Raw genomic sequence first — 17,962 nt, 5'->3', positions numbered from 1 at the left:
CTTTGGTAGGGGTCACCACTAGGAGAGGAGGCGCCATGCCAACTATTACTCTTCCCGACGGCAGTCAACGTTCATTCGATCACCCGGTTTCCGTAGCCGAGGTCGCCGCATCCATCGGTGCAGGCCTGGCCAAGGCCACCGTGGCCGGCAAGGTCAATGGCAAGCTGGTCGACGCCAGCGACATCATCGACAGCGACGCGTCGCTGCAAATCATCACGCCAAAGGATGAAGAGGGGCTGGAGATCATTCGCCACTCTTGCGCCCACCTGGTTGGCCATGCGGTCAAGCAGTTGTACCCGACCGCCAAAATGGTCATCGGTCCGGTCATCGACGAAGGTTTCTATTACGACATCGCCTTCGAGCGTCCTTTCACTCCGGACGACCTGGCGGCCATCGAACAGCGCATGCAGCAGCTGATCGAGAAAGATTACGACGTGATCAAGAAAGTCACTCCGCGCGCCGAAGTGATCGAAGTGTTCAGGGCCCGTGGCGAAGACTACAAGTTGCGCCTGGTCGAGGACATGCCGAACGAGCAGGCCATGGGCCTGTACTATCACGAAGAATACGTCGACATGTGCCGCGGTCCGCACGTGCCGAATACCCGCTTCCTGAAATCCTTCAAGCTGACCAAGCTGTCCGGTGCCTACTGGCGCGGCGATGCCAAGAATGAGCAATTGCAGCGCGTCTACGGCACCGCCTGGGCCGACAAGAAGCAACTGGCCGCCTACATCCAGCGCATCGAAGAAGCCGAGAAGCGCGACCACCGCAAGATCGGCAAGCGCCTGGGCCTGTTCCACACCCAGGAAGAAGCGCCGGGCATGGTGTTCTGGCACCCGAATGGCTGGACTTTGTACCAGGTGCTCGAGCAGTACATGCGCAAGGTGCAGCGCGACAACGGTTACCTGGAAATCAAGACGCCCCAGGTCGTTGACCGCAGCCTGTGGGAAAAGTCCGGGCACTGGGCCAACTACGCCGACAACATGTTCACCACCCAGTCGGAAAGCCGCGACTACGCGATCAAGCCGATGAACTGCCCGTGCCACGTGCAGGTGTTCAATCAGGGCCTGAAGAGCTACCGCGAGTTGCCGATGCGCCTGGCCGAATTCGGTGCCTGCCACCGTAACGAGCCATCGGGTGCCTTGCACGGCATCATGCGCGTGCGTGGATTCACCCAGGACGACGCGCACATTTTCTGCACCGAAGAACAGATGCAGGCTGAATCCGCTGCGTTCATCAAGCTGACCATGGATGTCTACGCCGACTTCGGCTTCACCGATGTCGAGATGAAGCTGTCCACTCGTCCGGAAAAACGCGTCGGTTCCGACGAGCTTTGGGACCGCGCCGAAGCTGCGCTGGCCGCAGCCCTTGATAGCGCGGGCCTGCCGTACGATCTGCAGCCGGGCGAGGGGGCGTTCTACGGTCCGAAGATCGAGTTCTCGCTGAAAGATTGCCTCGGCCGCGTTTGGCAATGTGGTACCCTGCAGCTCGATTTTAACCTGCCTGTCCGTCTGGGAGCCGAATACGTCTCCGAAGACAACAGTCGCAAGCACCCGGTCATGTTGCACCGGGCGATCCTGGGGTCCTTCGAACGTTTCGTCGGAATCCTGATCGAGCACTACGAGGGCGCATTCCCCGCGTGGCTGGCTCCGACCCAGGCAGTGGTGATGAATATCACTGATAAACAGGCTGATTTTGCCGCCGAAGTGGAAAAAACTCTCAACGAAAGCGGGTTTCGTGCCAAGTCTGACTTGAGAAATGAAAAGATCGGCTTTAAAATCCGCGAGCATACTTTGCTCAAGGTTCCTTTTCTCTTGGTTATCGGAGATCGGGAAGTCGAGATGCAGACTGTCGCTGTGCGTACTCGTGAAGGTGCTGACCTGGGCTCGATGCCCGTCGCCCAGTTCGCTGAGTTTCTCGCGCAAGCGGTTTCCCGGCGTGGTCGCCCAGATTCGGAGTAATTATTATTAAGCGTGAAATGAGACAAGATAAACGAGCTGCACCGAAAGCCCCGATCAACGAGAATATCTCGGCACGCGAGGTTCGGTTAATTGGAGCTGAAGGTGAACAGCTTGGGATTGTGTCAATTGAAGACGCGCTTCTTAAGGCTGAAGAGGCCAAGCTGGATCTGGTGGAGATTTCCGCCGATGCAGTACCCCCTGTTTGCAAACTGATGGACTACGGCAAATCGATCTTCGAAAAGAAGAAGCAGGTTGCCGCGGCCAAGAAAAACCAGAAGCAGATCCAGGTTAAAGAAATCAAGTTTCGTCCAGGGACGGAGGAAGGGGATTACCAGGTAAAACTGCGCAACCTGGTACGTTTCCTGAGTGATGGGGACAGGGCCAAGGTATCCTTGCGATTCCGCGGCCGTGAGATGGCCCACCAGGAGCTGGGGATGGAACTCCTCAAGCGAGTTGAAGGTGACTTGCTCGAGTACGGTTCGGTCGAACAGCATCCTAAGATGGAAGGACGCCAGCTGATCATGGTCATCGCCCCGAAAAAGAAGAAGTAATCAACAGGGCACGGCAGGCCTTCTGATTATGTTTATCAACTGAATGCGGAGTATCCGAACATGCCAAAAATGAAGACCAAAAGTGGTGCTGCTAAGCGGTTTCTGAAAACTGCTAACGGTATCAAGCACAAGCACGCTTTCAAGAGCCACATCCTGACCAAAATGTCGACCAAGCGTAAGCGTCAACTGCGCGGTAGCAGCTTGCTGCATCCGTCTGACGTGGCAAAAGTCGAGCGCATGCTGCGCCTTCGTTAATTTTAGTCAAGAATAGAGGAAGTAACTCATGGCTCGTGTAAAGCGTGGCGTCATTGCCCGTAAGCGTCACAAAAAAATTCTGAAACTTGCTAAAGGCTACTACGGCGCACGCTCCCGCGTATTCCGTGTTGCCAAGCAAGCGGTAATCAAGGCAGGCCAATACGCCTACCGTGACCGTCGTCAGAAAAAACGTCAGTTCCGCGCTCTGTGGATCGCTCGTATCAACGCTGGTGCTCGTATCAACGGTCTGTCCTACAGCCGTTTCATCGCCGGCCTGAAAAAAGCGTCCATCGAGATCGACCGTAAGGTTCTGGCTGATCTGGCAGTGAACGAAAAAGCGGCGTTTGCTGCGATTGTCGAGAAAGCTAAAGCCACCTTGGCTTAAGTACCCCCGACAGTCACCCGGCCTCGCATCTGTGGGGCCAGGTGTTAAACGTCATAAATAGGGGAAGAGCCTTCAAGCTCTTCCCCTATTTTGTATCTGGAGTCTGTACATGGAAAACCTGGATGCGCTCGTCTCTCAAGCTCTAGAGGCTGTGCAAAGCGCTGAAGATATCAATGCCCTGGAGCAAATCCGGGTTCACTACCTTGGCAAGAAGGGTGAATTGACTCAGGTGATGAAGACCCTGGGGAATTTACCGGCAGAAGAGCGTCCGCAGGTCGGTGCGCTGATCAACGTTGCCAAGGAGCGTGTCACAGAGGTCCTTAATGCGCGCAAGGCATTGTTTGAAGAAGCCGATCTGGCTGCCAAACTCTCCGCCGAGTCCATTGACGTGACCCTGCCTGGCCGTGGTCAGACCTCCGGTGGTCTGCATCCGGTTACCCGCACTCTGGAACGCGTCGAACAGTTCTTCACCCGTATTGGCTACGGCATCGCCGAAGGCCCTGAGGTCGAAGACGACTATCACAACTTCGAAGCGCTCAACATCCCAGGCCACCACCCGGCCCGGTCGATGCATGACACCTTCTATTTCAATGCGAACATGCTGTTGCGCACCCATACCTCGCCGGTACAGGTCCGCACCATGGAGTCGAAACAGCCGCCGATCCGCATCGTCTGCCCAGGCCGTGTATACCGCAGCGACTCCGATATCACCCACTCGCCGATGTTCCATCAGGTCGAAGGCCTGCTGATCGATCGCGACATCAATTTCGCCGACCTCAAAGGCACCATCGAAGAGTTCCTGCGGGTGTTCTTCGAAAAGGAACTGGCGGTGCGCTTCCGTCCTTCCTACTTCCCGTTCACCGAGCCATCCGCTGAAGTCGACATGGAGTGCGTGATGTGCAGCGGTAAAGGCTGCCGCGTCTGCAAGCAGACCGGCTGGCTGGAAGTGATGGGCTGCGGCATGGTTCACCCGAACGTGCTGCGCATGTCCGGGATCGACCCGGAAGAGTTCTCGGGCTTTGCCTTCGGCATGGGTGTCGAGCGTCTGGCCATGCTGCGTTACGGCGTGAATGACTTGCGTCTGTTCTTCGACAACGACTTGCGGTTCCTCGCGCAATTTCGCTAGTCGTAACGAATTCTTAGGAGAGCAGGATGAAATTCAGTGAACAATGGCTGCGTGGCTGGGTTAGCCCGCAGGTAAGTCGCGACGAGCTGGTTGCTCGTCTGTCGATGGCCGGTCTTGAGGTCGATAGCGTTACGCCGGCCGCCGGTGTTTTCAGTGGCGTGGTAGTGGGCGAGGTGCTGAGCACCGAACCGCACCCGGACGCCGACAAGCTGCGCGTGTGCCAGGTCAGCAACGGTTCGGAAACCTTCCAGGTGGTTTGCGGTGCGCCAAACGTGCGCCCGGGCCTGAAGATTCCTTTCGCCATGATCGGCGCCGAGCTGCCAGGTGACTTCAAGATCAAGAAGGCCAAGCTGCGTGGCGTTGAGTCCAACGGCATGCTGTGCTCGCAATCCGAGCTGCAGGTCGGTGAAGGTCATGACGGCCTGATGGAGCTGCCGGCCGATGCGCCGGTAGGTAAGGACTTCCGTGTTTATCTGGACCTGGAAGACGCCAGCATCGAGGTCGATCTGACCCCGAACCGTGGCGACTGCCTGTCCCTGGCCGGTCTGGCTCGTGAAGTCGGCGCACTGTACGCCGCTCCTGTGGTCCGTCCGGTGGTGGCTTCGGTTCCTGCCGCCCACGACGAAGTGCGTTCGGTAGAAGTGCTGGCGCCCGCCGCGTGCCCGCGCTACCTCGGTCGTGTGATTCGTAACGTCGACCTGTCCAGGCCTACGCCGCTGTGGATGGTTGAGCGCCTGCGTCGTGCAGATGTGCGCAGCATCGATGCTGCCGTCGACATCACCAACTACGTGATGCTGGAACTGGGTCAGCCGCTGCACGCCTTCGATCTCGCCGAAATCAACGGTGGCATCCGTGTGCGCATGGCCGAAGAGGGCGAGAAACTGGTGCTGCTCGACGGTCAGGAAGTCAGCCTGCGTAGCGATACGCTGGTGATTGCCGACCATTCCCGAGCGCTGGCCATTGCCGGTGTCATGGGTGGCGAGCACAGCGGTGTTTCCGCGACCACCCGTGATGTGTTCCTGGAAAGCGCCTTCTTCGACCAGATCGCCGTAGCAGGCAAGGCCCGTTCCTATGGCCTGCACACCGATGCATCGCATCGCTATGAGCGTGGTGTGGACTGGCAACTGGCCCGCGAAGCCATGGAGCGCGCGACTGGCTTGCTGTTGGAGATCACCGGTGGTGAAGCGGGTCCGATCATCGAGACCGTCAGCGAACAGCACCTGCCGAAAATTGCTCCGATCACCCTGCGTGCCCAGCGCATTACCCAGATGCTGGGCATGGAAATGGATTCGGCTGAGGTGGAGCGTCTGCTCAATGCCTTGGGCCTGACCATTACTGCCGACGGGGCAGGGCAGTGGCGTGTAGACGTACCGAGCCATCGCTTCGATATCAGCCTGGAAGTCGACCTGATCGAAGAGCTGGCACGCCTGTACGGCTACAACCGTTTGCCGGTTCGTTATCCGCAAGCGCGTCTGGCGCCGCAAGCCAAGGCAGAAGCCCGTAGCGACCTGCCTGAACTGCGCCGCCTGCTGGTTGCCCGTGGTTATCAGGAAGCCATTACCTACAGCTTCATCGATCCGAAACAGTTCGAACTGTTTAATCCGGGTGTTGAGCCGCTGCTGCTGGCTAACCCGATCTCCAATGACATGGCTGCCATGCGTTCGTCGCTGTGGCCAGGTCTGGTCAAGGCGCTTCAGCACAACCTGAACCGTCAGCAGGATCGCGTGCGTCTGTTCGAAAGCGGCCTGCGTTTCGTTGGTCAGCTCGAAGGTCTGAAGCAAGAGCCGATGTTGGCGGGTGTTGTTTGCGGTAGTCGCCTGCCGGAAGGCTGGGCGCAGGGTCGCGATACCGTCGACTTCTTCGACGTCAAGGCTGACGTCGAAGCGGTGCTGGGCTTCGCCGGTGCTCTGGAAGCGTTCACTTTCGTGCCGGGCAAACACCCAGCGTTGCACCCGGGTCAAACCGCGCGCATCGAGCGTGATGGTCGTCTGGTCGGCTTCATTGGCGCGATCCACCCTGAGTTGTCGAAAACCCTCGGTCTCGACCGTCCGGTCTTCGTCTTCGAGTTGGTTCTGGCGGAAGTGGCGTCGGGCAAAATGCCAAAATTCCACGAGTTATCACGCTTTCCTGAAGTTCGTCGTGACCTTGCACTGATTGCGGATAAAGACGTTGCAGCCACGGCTGTACTGGACGTAATCCGTGAAAATGCAGGCGAATGGCTGACAGACCTCAGGCTATTTGACGTGTATCAGGGTAAAGGCATTGATCCTGATAGAAAAAGCCTCGCAGTCGGCTTGACCTGGCAGCATCCATCGCGCACTCTTAATGACGATGAGGTGAATACCGCAACGCAAAACATCCTCACCTCGCTCGAACAAAGGTTGAACGCCACGTTAAGGAAGTGACGTATGGGGGCTCTGACGAAAGCTGAGATGGCGGAACGTCTGTATGAAGAGCTGGGCCTGAACAAACGGGAGGCCAAGGAATTGGTCGAACTGTTTTTTGAAGAAATCAGGCACGCTCTTGAAGACAACGAACAAGTCAAATTGTCCGGTTTCGGCAATTTCGACCTTCGGGACAAACGCCAGCGGCCTGGCCGCAATCCGAAAACGGGGGAAGAAATCCCGATCACGGCTCGCCGTGTGGTCACCTTTCGTCCAGGGCAGAAGTTGAAGGCCCGAGTTGAGGCTTATGCTGGAACCAAGTCATAACGACGAGCTCCCCGTCATCCCGGGCAAACGCTACTTCACCATTGGTGAAGTCAGCGAGCTGTGTGCGGTAAAACCACACGTGCTGCGCTACTGGGAGCAGGAGTTTCCTCAACTCAACCCGGTCAAACGCCGCGGAAACCGTCGGTATTATCAGCGCCAGGACGTGCTGATGATCCGGCAGATCCGCGCGCTTCTTTACGATCAGGGGTTCACCATCGGCGGAGCGCGCCTGCGCTTGTCCGGCGATGAAGCCAAAGACGACACCACCCAATACAAGCAAATGATCCGCCAGATGATCGCCGAGCTCGAAGATGTTCTGGTGGTACTCAAGAAATAAATTCCTGCTTTTAAATACTTCCAGTTTTCAAAAGCTTGCGATATATTCTTGAGCGTTCCTCGAGGTGAGGGATGAGTTTCACGCCTAGTCGGGGCGTAGCGCAGTCCGGTAGCGCACTAGCATGGGGTGCTAGGGGTCGAGTGTTCGAATCACTCCGTCCCGACCATATAATTCAAGGAGTTGCGAGATTTTATCTCGCGACCCCTTTTTATTTTTCTTCGTTTTTACCCCTACAAAACGACTGGCTCTGGGTGGAATCTTCAGCAGATATCAAGGCCGGAATGTGTCCTGGGGGAGGGCTATGGTCCCTGCTTTATGAGTGAATTGACGACTGTTTTTGGGATAATCCCTGTCGCATGTTAACGGTGCTATTGGCCGGTTTCTGCCTTACGTTACCGGCCGAAATTAATTCGGTTCCCGCCGTGGATTGACGCGTGGTAAGCGTCGGCGATCGAGGAACTAAACGGTTCTGACTGCCAAAGCTTTTTGCCGACGATACAGAATCGTCGTCGCTGTGAACCCGCACACCGCCGCGAACATCAGCCAGTAGGCAGGTGATGCCTTGTCGCCCGTGGCCTGGACAAGCAGCGTCGAGATTGCCGGGGTAAAACCGCCAAACACCGCGGTGGCCAAACTGAAGGCCAGTGAAAACCCGACCACCCGCACGTTCTGTGGCATGACTTCGGTCAGTGCCGCGACCATGGCGCCGTTGTAAATGCCAAAGAAGAATGAGAAGTACAGCAGCACGGCGAGCAGACGTTCGAAACTCGCCGCCTCTGCCAGCCAGTGCATGGCGGGATAGGCGGTGAAGATGCACAGCAACGATATCGCCAGCAAGAGTGGCCGACGGCCAATGCGGTCGGAGAGGGCGCCGCCGATAGGCAGCCAGATAAAGTTGCTGATGCCGACCAGCAGTGTGACCACCAGGCTGTCGGTGGTGCTCAGGTTCAGAACTGTTCTGCCAAACGTCGGTGTGTAGACCGTAATCAGGTAGAACGTGGTGGTGGTCATGGACGCCAGCAAGCCGCCCGCCAGTACGGTGCGCCAGTTGTCACGCATCGAGCGAAAAACTTCGCGAGTTGTTGGACGATGGCTGCGAGCAGTGAAGGCAGCGGTTTCTTCCAGTGAGCGGCGAATAATGAAAATGAACGGGATGATCACGCAGCCAATGAAGAACGGAATACGCCAGCCCCAATCGGCGATTTCAGCGGCTTGCATCGTGGCATTGATCGTGTAGCCCAACGCCGCCGCGACGACGATCGCCACCTGTTGGCTGGCCGATTGCCAACTGGTGTAGAAACCGGTGTGACCAGGGGTGGAAATTTCCGCCAGGTACACGGAAACACCGCCCATTTCCGCGCCGGCGGAGAAGCCCTGGAGCAGCCTGCCCAACAACACCAGAATCGGTGCCGCCACGCCGATGGCGGCATAGCCCGGCACCAGGGCGATCAATACGGTACCGGCGGCCATGATCGACAGCGTCACGATCAGTCCCTTGCGACGGCCCACCTTGTCGATGTACGCCCCCAGCACAATGGCGCCTAACGGACGCATCAGGAATCCGGAGCCGAATACCGCGAAGGTCATCATCAGCGAGGCAAACTCGCTGGTGGCTGGAAAGAAAGTCTGGGAGATGTAGGTCGCGTAGAACCCGAACAGAAAGAAGTCGAACTGCTCGAGAAAGTTACCGCTGGTGACCCGCAAAATGGCGCCTAATTTGGACCCCTTTGCTCGGGTTGTTGCCGTTGTCGTTTTCATCATGGCTACCGTTATGCTCACTATTGTTTTTGGAATGAGTGCTTTAACCGTCAGTCGCTGCCGGCGTTGATCGGGTTGGGTTGACGCTTCTCGATGGCGTGTTTGAGCAGCGCTGCGCTGCGGAATATTCCATGGGCGAATTTGCTGTAGGGCATGGTCAAGAAAAACGCCATGACCAGACCGAGATGGATAGCCAGCGTCAAGCCCAGAGCGCTGGTTTCACGGAAAGCCAGTAGCGCCAGGCCGCTTGCGCTGACCAGAAACAGCAGTGCGATGAAGCCGCGATCCATGGGTTTTTGGTTCTCATCGCCGTGCGCAGGGTCGCGACGCAGGTTCAGCCAAAGAAGACCCGCGGGGCCGATCAGCAGGCCGATGCCACCGGCAATACCCAACATCACCGGCAAGCTGAAGATCGGATAAGGCGCCGACCACTTCAGCAGATAGTGAAAGAGCGTGGCGACACCGGTGGCGGCGAAGCACAGCATGAAGCCGTAGAAGGTGAGGTGATGGAATCGGCGTCGCCACAAGGTGAATTGATCGTTGGCGTTGTTGCAGCCTTCGCCATGGCCGCCGTCCAGGTATTTGAGCTTCGCGACGTTGGCCGTAGCCTCCAATGCAGCGGACGTTTTCAATGGCAGTGGCGCTGCGACCGGTGAAACGTTGCGCCAGAAGCGCCGTACCCCCATGGTCAGGGCAAGTACCGCAAAGCCGAACACTGAGCCGAACATCAGCGCCAGGGTGTTATGCGGGAAAATCTTGTAGAAGTCGCCCCCGGGAATGGCCGTGAACAGGTTGCCCATGAGCATCAGGGTCAGGCATAAAAACAACGCCAGTCCCCCACCGGAAGCCAGCGCCAGGGTCAGGCCGTTGCGCTGATACAACTTGCCCATGGCTTGCGGCCAGGCGTATTCGGCGTAAGTATGCAGGCGCACTTTGGCCATGGCTTTGGGTATGTTGACGTCGAATTCGTGTGGGGCGGCGTACTGACAGGCGTGCAGGCACGCGCCGCAGTTATGGCACAAGTTCGCCAGGTAATGGATGTCGGCCTGAGTGAATTCCAGGCGCCGGGTCATCGCCGGAAATACCGCGCAAAAGCCTTCGCAATAACGGCAGGCATTGCAGATGGTCATCTGCCGCTGGACTTCACTTTCGTCAAGATTCAGCACCGGGATCAACCCGCCCGACGCTTGGGGATCAAACAGTTGCATATCGAGACTCCGTGTTTGCAGATGAAACGCCAAAGCCCACCGAAGCGGCCGCCTGCACACCGGCGATGCGGCCAAACGCGGTACCGATGGCCATGCCGATGCCGGCGGTGTAGCCCTTGCCCAGAACATTGCCGGCCATCATTTCTCCCGCGACGAACAGGTTGGGGCTCGCGTTGCCGTTGAAATGCACGGCAGCGGTTTCGTCGGTGGCGAGGCCGAGGTAGGTGAACGTGACACCCGGTTTAAGCGGGTAGGCGTAGAAAGGTGGTTTCACCAATGGCCGCGCCCAATGAGTTTTGGCGGGCATCAGTCCTTGGGTGTGGCAGTCGTCCAACGCCGTGTGATCGAACGTGCCAACGCGGCAGGCGCGGTTGTAGTCCTCGACAGTCTTGACGAATTTTTCTTGAGGAAGCTTCAACTGGCGGGCAAGGTCTTGCAGAGTATTGGCGGTGGTGCCGGGAAAGACCGGCGGCATGAAGCGGCCGATGGCTTGTTGATCGATGATCGAATACGCCTGCTGACCGGGTTGTCCGGCCACCAGACGTCCCCAGATCGCATAACGTTTTGGCCAGAAATCCTCACCTTCGTCGTAGAAGCGTTCGCCATCACGATTGACCACCACGCCGAGAGATACGCAGTCGATTCGGGTGCAGATGCCGCCGTCATAGAGTGGCGCGCGGGCATCAATCGCGACCATGTGTGCTTGCGTCGGATCGCCGATCACATCTGCGCCAAGGTCGAGCATGCGCCGTAGCAAAATGCCGGTGTTGAATCGGGTGCCCCGGATCAGGAAATTGTCCGATGGCCATTCACCGCGCTCGTTCTGACCCCAGGCTTCGCGCAGCCATTCACGGTTGGATTCGAAGCCGCCGGCCGCCAACACGCAGGCCCGGGCTTCAATGCGTTCTGCGGCGAAACGCTGGCCATCGACCTCATGTTCGCCCACATGGGCGGCGACGAATTTCCCCTCATCCAACTCGATGTCGGTCACTTGCGTGTTGTAGCGAACTTTTACACCCAGGCGCTCGGCGCTGCGGAAATACGCATTGACCAGCGCTTTGCCGCCGCCCATAAAAAATGCATTGGTCCGCGCCACGTGCAGCGCGCCGGACAGCGGTGGCTGAAAATGCACGCCGTGTGAACGCATCCAATCGCGGCAAGAAGACGATGCCCGAATTGCAATGCGTGCAAGCTTTTCATCCGTGAGGCCACCGGTGACCTTCAACAGGTCTTGCCAGTATTCTTCTTCCGGATAGGCATCGATCAGCACGTCCTGCGGTTCGTCGTGCATGCACCGCAGATTACGGGTGTGTTGGGAGTTGCCACCGCGCCAGATTTTCGGAGAGGCTTCCAGCAGCATCACGCTGGCGCCTGCTTCTCGCGCCATCAGAGCGGCGCACAAGGCAGCGTTGCCACCCCCTATGATTAAGACATCGATCATTATCGCTCCTCGATTTGCAAGGAAGCGGGAACGAAGTGCTCCTTGCGAGTGGGGAGAACGATAGGGTGGGGAAGGAGTGGCCGAAAGGCTGCTTTTGACGCGGGGTGTTTAGTTTTTCTAAAGGCTTTGTCGTCAGGAGAGACTTATGTGTCCGGGGTTGAAGGAGGATTACGCGTCTACCCCTTCTATCCACGTAGCTCCAGGCCACTGTTTGTCGACGACCAACTGTCGCGCCACGTCGACGATGACCAACCGCGTTGCCAGCGCCGCCGGAGAGAGTTCGTCGTCAGCCAGCGTCGCCAGAAGATTACGTCGGCCCACATGGGGATCGGCAATCCTGATCAGTGAAAGTCCGGACCCGTCTTTCAATGCAGCGGCCGCCCCCGGTTGTATCGTCGCCGCATGACCGGCCCGAACGGCGTTCATCAAAACAGCGAGACCGTCGACTTCCATAATGACATTGGGTGTTAGCCCGACCCGCTCGAACGCGCTCATCAATGCCGAGCGCAATCCATGTTGCGCGCTGGGCATCACCAGCGGCAGGCCGCCAAGGTCGGCTAACTGCACGCTGTCACCAGAAGGCGCTTGTGGCAGGCTGGGCGAGGCAATGACAAACAGCTTTTCATCCAGCAGCGGAGTCACGCTCCAGCGTTTACCCCCTTCGAGCTGGAACAGGATGGCCAGGTCAATTTGCCGTGCGTTGAGCTGCGCCGCCAAGTGGCCGGAAAGCATTTCCACCAAATGCAGTTGTATGTCCGGATAACGCGCACGCATTGCGTTGATCAACGGCAACGCGAGCACCGTCGCGGTAGTCGGTGGTAAGCCGACGCTGACATAACCGCTCATTCGCCCGCGATGGGCGGCCATGATTGCGTTTTCCGCCTGGCGTAGCGTCAATTGGGCATGGTGTAAAAACGCAAATCCGGCGCTAGTGGGCGTCACGCCGGTAGAGGTTCGATTCAGGAGGCGGGTGCACAGTTCGCTTTCCAGCTTGGAGATTTGCTGACTGAGGGCTGACACACCAACGTCCAGTTCAAGTGCCGCACGCCCCAGGCTGCCAAGCTCGATGATTTTTACGAAATAGCGCAGTTGTCTCAATTCCAATGTGGCTGCTCCCCGCGAATTTGTTATTCAAATACCTGAACGTTTGCCACGCAAGTTACGAAGCCCGAAGAGGCAGCATTGTCGCAGGTTTGGGTTGACCGTTGAGCGCGTGCGCTTTGTCGAGGACTGGTAGCAGTTGACCCGAAGCTGTCATCGAGACTGTGGCCACTGATCCTGTACTTCATACCAGGGCGCCTTGGACGTCACTTCTACATGTTGCTGCTTGTCGGTAGTAAAGGTCGTGTCTAGCGAACCCAGCGCTATAGATATCCAGTCTGCGTATTCACCCCGGCTTCGCGACCAGAACAGCGACGAACCGCACTGGCCACAGAACTGACGAAGCACTGATTCGGAGGAGCGGTAAGTCGTGATGCACTCCGTGCCCTGGATGATATGCAGGTCAGTTCGCAGCACGCTGCCATAGCTGGCAAACGCTGCCCCGTGACTTTTACGGCATTGGTTGCAATGGCAATGTGAAACCGCTTTGGGGCGTGATTTTATTTCGTAACTGACGGCGCCGCAGAGGCAGCTGCCTTGGAAAGTGCCGGTCATTTTTTGAGGTGGCCAGGTAACTAAACGGGTCAATTTAAACGTTGGCACGAGGAGTGTCGAATGACTGCTCCTGGCCGATTGTGTTGAAAAAGTCGGCCATGGTTTGCGCATCGGAAAAGTACGCGTCCGAGATTGAAATCTTTACTTTTGGCAGAGGCTTCCGGACTCGGATTTCACGTAGCAGTGTGCAAAAAAGGCGTTTTAACCAGTCAATGACCAGGCTGTTTGGGCGAACCGACTTTTTCAACAGAATCGGCCAGAAGCGGTCAGTAGCTCAAAACACTTAAAAACCACTGGTTGCTAAAGTAATCAGGATCCGAAAATAGCTCACTCGGTCGAAGGTACGGATGCTTTGCTGCCCAAGCGGATTAGTTCATTGGAGAAACACAGGCCGACGATGATCAGTGCCGCTCCCGCGTACAGGCTTTCGCGCGGTACTTCATTGAGCGCCACAAACGCCAGCAGGGCGGCGAACAGCGGCTCGGTCAGTTCCAGCGCCTGCACTTGGGATGGCTTGAGATACTCGATGGCCTTGGTGGTGCAGAAGAAGCCAAGGATTGTCGGCAGCGCGGCCAGCGCTAACAGTGCGGCGATCGCCAGCGGCGACARCTCGCCGATCACGAAATCATCGGCCGCGGCCGGCATCAGCAGGTACAGGCTGCCAAAGAACAGCAATTGCCGGGTGAAGTGCAGTCCCCCCGACACGCCCATCCGCTTCATGGCAACCGAAAACGCCCCATAGCCGCAGCCGGCCATGGAGGCTAGCGCAGCACCTTGCAGGGTAAAGCCCTGCTGCAGGTCGGCGCCGAAGATCACCGCGATCCCGGCGATAGCCAGTGCGGCGCCCACGGTCGCGTTCGCGGTGATGGCATCCTTGAGAAAAATGCGCCCCAGAATGATCGAGGAAATTGACGCACTGGCCATCAGCACCACCACCACACCTGCTGCAGCGTAATGTCGATAGGCGGACGTTTCGAAGTGGAACAGCACAAAGATGCCAAGGAACGCGCAGATAGCCGCCTGAGTCCATTTAATCGGGGCTAACGACTTTGTCGCCCCCAAGGGAGAAGTCAGAGGGCTTAGCCCTTGGTTATGCAATATGAGTTGACGAACGTTGCAGTGTGCTGCAAAGACTGACGTATATCCGGTTTGGCTATTCCATACCTGTTGGCAAATTGCTCGACCGCCGCTGTATCAAAACGAGTGGTCTGGATAAAGTCCAAGGCTTCGGGTTTTGTATTCAAAATCCGCGCGACGGGAGGAATACTCAGTAGCAACTTCAGCAATCGGAGTGAAATGTAATGCTTGGGAGACTTTAAGCCCAAAGGTTGTGCCACCTGTACCAAGAGTTCTCGCAAATTGGGAGTTTGGTCATCAAGCGCCAGCAGTTCCTGACCCACCATGGCAGGATCAAAAGCACAAACCGCCACCAGTTCAACCAGGTAATCCACGGTGACCAGTGGCAGCCAGTGCTTGGCGGTACCAGGCACTGCAGTCAGCTTTCCCTGCACAAGGTTGCGTATCAGCTCCACTAGCGGCTGACCGTCAACGATATGCCCCGTGCGGCTGTGGCCACAGACCGTCGCGGGGTGGACAACGGTAATCTCCCCACCCTTGGCGGACATGACCTCCAGGGTCGCAAAATGCGCCTCCAGCTTGCTCGCCTCGTAACCACCGACATGCCGGTAGACGGCAGGCCAATTCGTCAGCTCCGGATTACGAGGATCAATCCCGATGCGTTGCAGATGTTCATGATTTTTCAGCATGTAGCCGCCGATCATCACTAACCGGCTTTTTTGCTCAGCCGCCAACAGCGCCACGCGCTTTGCCCCTTCTACGTTCACCGCACGAGATCGCTCCACTGAAAGTCCCCAGGCGAAGTGGGCGCCCAGGTGGAATACGACGCTGGCGTGCCTTAGCACTTCTCGATCAGCAAGACTCAGCCCCAGGTTGTCCCGTTCCAGATCGCCAGCTACGGCAAATACCCGGGTTGCGCACCCGCCCAAATTGTCGATTTGCTCCCGCAGTTCAGCTAGTCGCTCCGGGCGACGCATCAACACCCGAATGGTGTGACCTTTTGCACTCAGGTACGCCACCAAATGTTGACCGATGAAACCGGTACCCCCCGTGACAAAGCACTCCACGCTCATTTCCCTGTTCCTTGTTTAAGGTGAGGAACCAAGCGTAAACTATCGACCCAACTCTATGGTCAAGCGGTGTTTTCATGAAAATCGGCGAACTCGAGGCCCGCAGCGGTGCCAGCCGCCATACGCTACGTTACTACGAGCAAATCGGCCTGATCTCACCGCAGCGGCGAACTAACAACTATCGCGATTACACAGCGCAAACTCTGCAGGATCTGGGCTTTATCCAGCGCGCGCAAAGCATGGGGTTTTCCCTGGGGGAAATAGGCGAGATTCTGGATGCGCAGCGGAACAAGCTGATCGATTGTGCTGACGGCGCCAAGCTAATTGAAAAGAAGATGGCAGAAGTCAAACAGAAAATCGCCAACCTCCAAAGTATTTATCGGTATCTGGATGAAGAGCGTGCAAACCTCGAAGCCAGTGCTGCCAAACAACTTGAGCTTCAGCAGTTGAACAACTCTTCCAACTGAACGGTCAGCATCTAGAGAGCGGAAGCTGCAGCCTGCTTCAAGTTTCAAGCCCCCTTATGCATTTTCTAAAGCCTTCTGGCCAGGCCCTGGACAGCAAACGTCCGCCCAACAGACCTTGCGTGGTTAAACGGGCGCCCATCTATGCGGCAGCAACTCGGTAATCTGTATCCGTCCGGCGGTGTCCTCTAGCCCGCCCTGAAAAGCTATGGTATCCGTCCTTTGGGCGAGTCGGCGAAACAGAGTGACTCGTGTAGTGGTCTGTCTGACTGGAACAATCGGCGCCAAGGTATTGATGCCTCGTCTGCACGTCAGAGATGACCGAGATTGGCCTATCTCTGACGTTCGTATAGATGGCGAGTCATGGCAGCAGCAACTGTTGAGATTAGAAGCCGCCACAGACACCGTGGGCCTTCTGCCGAGAACGTATTTCCAGGGAAATGAACGTTTACCCGATTTGTGTCTATAAGGAAGAAGTCATTCCGGCGTCATCAGCACTGCTAACGTCATGTTGATGAATTCCTCGTTCTTGCTGATCGTTGCCAGCGCGCCGCGCACATTGCCTCCAATCTCACCCGAGCCGCGCTGCTCGACCCACATCGTCAGCTCCATGATGGCGGCTTCGAGAGCCAACTGTTTTTGATTGATCTTGAAGAGTAGGGAAGGGAGTAGGTCTGCGTTCGACATCGTGATTCCTCCGTGAAAGAAGTCAGCGTAGCAGGAGGGCTAACTGAGGGTGGGAGATAGAGTCACGGTGCGCACTCGGCTTTATCAGCTACCTTGAATGCTCAGCATTCACTGGGGAGCATGGAGCGTTTCACTCGGCCCTAACCCTATAGCGTCGGCACTCGTAATCTGCTGCAAGTGAGGGTCTATAAAAACCTAACACCGGCGAAGTGGTAGAAACCAAAGGCGGCAATCACAAAACGCTGAAAGAGTGGAAAGCAGAACACGGCTCCGCGACTGTTGAGTCCTGGCTGAGCAAGTGATTTTGGATTGAGTACAAACTAGGGCCCTCGCGGGCCCTTTTTATTGCTCGGAATTTATTCGGAGCCAATCTTTACTTGATCACTTATAAGCTGGGCAAGTATCCGCACCGGTTCGGTAAAGCTCTGTCTAGATCTGTGCACGAGCCCGATATCACGGTGGAAGGTGTGCTGTCCGAGATCGAGCGCTCGTACACCTACGGGCCATTCCTGATGGGTTGCTGTCTGCGGCACCAGCGCTACACCAACGCCATTGGCCACTAGCTTGATGATCGCCTCTAGTTCATCCAGCTCGCAAACCTCCCGCAAGGTGAAATGCATGTGCCGAAGGAAGCGATCCACCTGCCTGCCCCCGAAGGATGATCGGTCGTACCGAATGAATGGTTGGCTTGAAAGTAGTTCTGACCAATCTTCTCCCGGCACGTCGCGCGGAACGATCAGCCGGTAGGGCTCAAGCGCCAAGGTCGTCCAGCGTAGATCGCTTTGAAGCGAGAAGGGCGGGCGAATAATTGCCGCCATGTCGATTTCGCCGGCATCCACGAGGTTGACCAACTCCATCGATAGCCCCGGGATTACGCGGCTTCGGCATTGCGGGCATTGTTGGTGAAACTTGGCTAGTGCATCTGGAAGATAGGAGCGCTGTACGGAAGCGATAGCACCGATGTTCACCAGAACGCTCGCAGGAAGTCCGACCGTGGTGGAGCCCAGATTGTCGTAAAGCCGAAGCAGCTCTTGCGCTTGCAGGAGTATTTGATGGCCCATCCTGTTTAGGTGGGCTGAGCGTCCCTTCCTGTCGAATATCTCAAAGCCGAGCTCGGCCTCCAGACGCTGAATCTGGGCGCTCACCGCTGCTTGGGTGAGGCCGATTTTATTCCCGGCAGCGGCAAACGTACCTTCCCGTGCAACGGCGATGAGTGTTTTGAGTTCTTTAATCATTCACAAATATTAATTGTGTTTCTAAGAAAATTATATTGATTTT

18 protein-coding genes, 1 tRNA gene and 1 pseudogene are annotated in these 17,962 nt (G+C 57.0%); 11 read left to right on the top strand and 9 right to left on the bottom strand.

All coding sequences use genetic code 11. The annotated features are described in order from the left end of the window. The first annotated feature begins 35 nt into the window (after window positions 1–35). The 9 genes from thrS (at window position 36) to AC1DXW_RS16725 (ending at window position 7,489) form a co-directional block, all read left to right on the top strand. Window positions 36–1,958 carry a threonine--tRNA ligase gene (thrS, locus tag AC1DXW_RS16765; protein ID WP_477760229.1) on the top strand — a complete coding sequence of 641 codons (1,923 nt, stop codon included), beginning with the start codon at window positions 36–38 and terminating at the stop codon, window positions 1,956–1,958. Then, a complete protein-coding gene (gene infC / locus AC1DXW_RS16760; RefSeq protein ID WP_172668659.1) occupies window positions 1,958–2,509 on the top strand; it encodes a translation initiation factor IF-3 in 552 nt (183 codons plus the stop codon). The genes thrS and infC overlap by 1 nt, the downstream gene beginning before the upstream one ends. A gap of 60 nt (window positions 2,510–2,569) precedes the next feature. Then, a complete protein-coding gene (gene rpmI / locus AC1DXW_RS16755) occupies window positions 2,570–2,764 on the top strand; it encodes a 50S ribosomal protein L35 (protein WP_002553160.1) in 195 nt (64 codons plus the stop codon). 28 nt (window positions 2,765–2,792) lie between these two features. Next, window positions 2,793–3,149 carry a 50S ribosomal protein L20 gene (gene rplT, locus AC1DXW_RS16750; protein ID WP_007905879.1) on the top strand — a complete coding sequence of 119 codons (357 nt, stop codon included), beginning with the start codon at window positions 2,793–2,795 and terminating at the stop codon, window positions 3,147–3,149. Window positions 3,150–3,258: 109 nt separating this feature from the next. After that, on the top strand, window positions 3,259–4,275 hold the full coding sequence (gene pheS / locus AC1DXW_RS16745) for a phenylalanine--tRNA ligase subunit alpha (RefSeq protein ID WP_007975711.1): 1,017 nt from the start codon (window positions 3,259–3,261) through the stop codon (window positions 4,273–4,275). Between the two features lie 26 nt (window positions 4,276–4,301). Continuing rightward, complete coding sequence (pheT, locus tag AC1DXW_RS16740) at window positions 4,302–6,680, top strand: phenylalanine--tRNA ligase subunit beta (protein ID WP_477760228.1); 2,379 nt, start codon at window positions 4,302–4,304, stop codon at window positions 6,678–6,680. Between the two features lie 3 nt (window positions 6,681–6,683). Continuing rightward, window positions 6,684–6,986 carry an integration host factor subunit alpha gene (gene ihfA / locus AC1DXW_RS16735; RefSeq protein WP_002553164.1) on the top strand — a complete coding sequence of 101 codons (303 nt, stop codon included), beginning with the start codon at window positions 6,684–6,686 and terminating at the stop codon, window positions 6,984–6,986. Next, window positions 6,967–7,323 carry a MerR family transcriptional regulator gene (locus tag AC1DXW_RS16730; RefSeq protein WP_003179985.1) on the top strand — a complete coding sequence of 119 codons (357 nt, stop codon included), beginning with the start codon at window positions 6,967–6,969 and terminating at the stop codon, window positions 7,321–7,323. Before ihfA ends, AC1DXW_RS16730 begins: the two co-directional genes overlap by 20 nt. Before the next feature lie 89 nt (window positions 7,324–7,412). Further along, window positions 7,413–7,489 (top strand) — tRNA-Pro (locus AC1DXW_RS16725). A 293-nt stretch (window positions 7,490–7,782) separates the two neighbouring features. Here the strand turns inward: AC1DXW_RS16725 and tcuC are convergent. The 7 genes from tcuC to AC1DXW_RS16690 all read right to left on the bottom strand — a co-directional run bounded on the left by tcuC (window position 7,783) and on the right by AC1DXW_RS16690 (window position 15,536). Beyond that, on the bottom strand, window positions 7,783–9,084 hold the full coding sequence (gene tcuC / locus AC1DXW_RS16720) for a tricarballylate/proton symporter TcuC (protein ID WP_477756421.1): 1,302 nt from the start codon (window positions 9,082–9,084) through the stop codon (window positions 7,783–7,785). 47 nt (window positions 9,085–9,131) lie between these two features. After that, window positions 9,132–10,289, bottom strand: a complete 1,158-nt coding sequence (gene tcuB, locus AC1DXW_RS16715) for a tricarballylate utilization 4Fe-4S protein TcuB (protein WP_477760227.1) — start codon at window positions 10,287–10,289, stop codon at window positions 9,132–9,134. Continuing rightward, window positions 10,276–11,730, bottom strand: coding sequence for an FAD-dependent tricarballylate dehydrogenase TcuA (gene tcuA / locus AC1DXW_RS16710; protein WP_477755948.1), 1,455 nt, complete (start codon window positions 11,728–11,730; stop codon window positions 10,276–10,278). Before tcuA ends, tcuB begins: the two co-directional genes overlap by 14 nt. Before the next feature lie 168 nt (window positions 11,731–11,898). Beyond that, window positions 11,899–12,834 carry a LysR family transcriptional regulator gene (locus tag AC1DXW_RS16705; protein ID WP_121102046.1) on the bottom strand — a complete coding sequence of 312 codons (936 nt, stop codon included), beginning with the start codon at window positions 12,832–12,834 and terminating at the stop codon, window positions 11,899–11,901. A gap of 150 nt (window positions 12,835–12,984) precedes the next feature. After that, the gene (locus AC1DXW_RS16700; RefSeq protein WP_477760233.1) at window positions 12,985–13,386 is read right to left on the bottom strand and encodes a GFA family protein; all 402 of its coding nucleotides are present in this window, start codon (window positions 13,384–13,386) and stop codon (window positions 12,985–12,987) included. Between the two features lie 327 nt (window positions 13,387–13,713). Next, window positions 13,714–14,460, bottom strand: a complete 747-nt coding sequence (locus AC1DXW_RS16695) for an EamA family transporter (protein WP_477755949.1) — start codon at window positions 14,458–14,460, stop codon at window positions 13,714–13,716. A gap of 5 nt (window positions 14,461–14,465) precedes the next feature. Next, window positions 14,466–15,536, bottom strand: a complete 1,071-nt coding sequence (locus AC1DXW_RS16690) for an SDR family oxidoreductase (RefSeq protein WP_477755947.1) — start codon at window positions 15,534–15,536, stop codon at window positions 14,466–14,468. Window positions 15,537–15,610: 74 nt separating this feature from the next. Here AC1DXW_RS16690 and AC1DXW_RS16685 point away from each other — a divergent pair, with 74 nt between their 5' ends. Further along, complete coding sequence (locus AC1DXW_RS16685; RefSeq protein ID WP_477755946.1) at window positions 15,611–16,000, top strand: MerR family transcriptional regulator; 390 nt, start codon at window positions 15,611–15,613, stop codon at window positions 15,998–16,000. A 474-nt stretch (window positions 16,001–16,474) separates the two neighbouring features. Here the strand turns inward: AC1DXW_RS16685 and AC1DXW_RS16680 are convergent, their stop codons facing one another. Further along, complete coding sequence (locus AC1DXW_RS16680) at window positions 16,475–16,684, bottom strand: hypothetical protein (RefSeq protein WP_477760226.1); 210 nt, start codon at window positions 16,682–16,684, stop codon at window positions 16,475–16,477. A gap of 194 nt (window positions 16,685–16,878) precedes the next feature. Here AC1DXW_RS16680 and AC1DXW_RS16675 point away from each other — a divergent pair. Further along, window positions 16,879–16,986 (top strand): annotated as a pseudogene (locus AC1DXW_RS16675) (transcriptional regulator); the annotation flags it as partial. 54 nt (window positions 16,987–17,040) lie between these two features. Here AC1DXW_RS16675 and AC1DXW_RS16670 read toward each other — a convergent pair. Next, complete coding sequence (locus AC1DXW_RS16670; RefSeq protein WP_477756932.1) at window positions 17,041–17,919, bottom strand: LysR family transcriptional regulator; 879 nt, start codon at window positions 17,917–17,919, stop codon at window positions 17,041–17,043. Window positions 17,920–17,962: the final 43 nt, after the last annotated feature.

The organism is Pseudomonas sp. P4_C4, assembly GCF_056402055.1.
The sequence above is the reverse complement of the archived record's forward strand: the minus strand, read 5'-3'. Positions and strand labels throughout refer to the sequence as shown.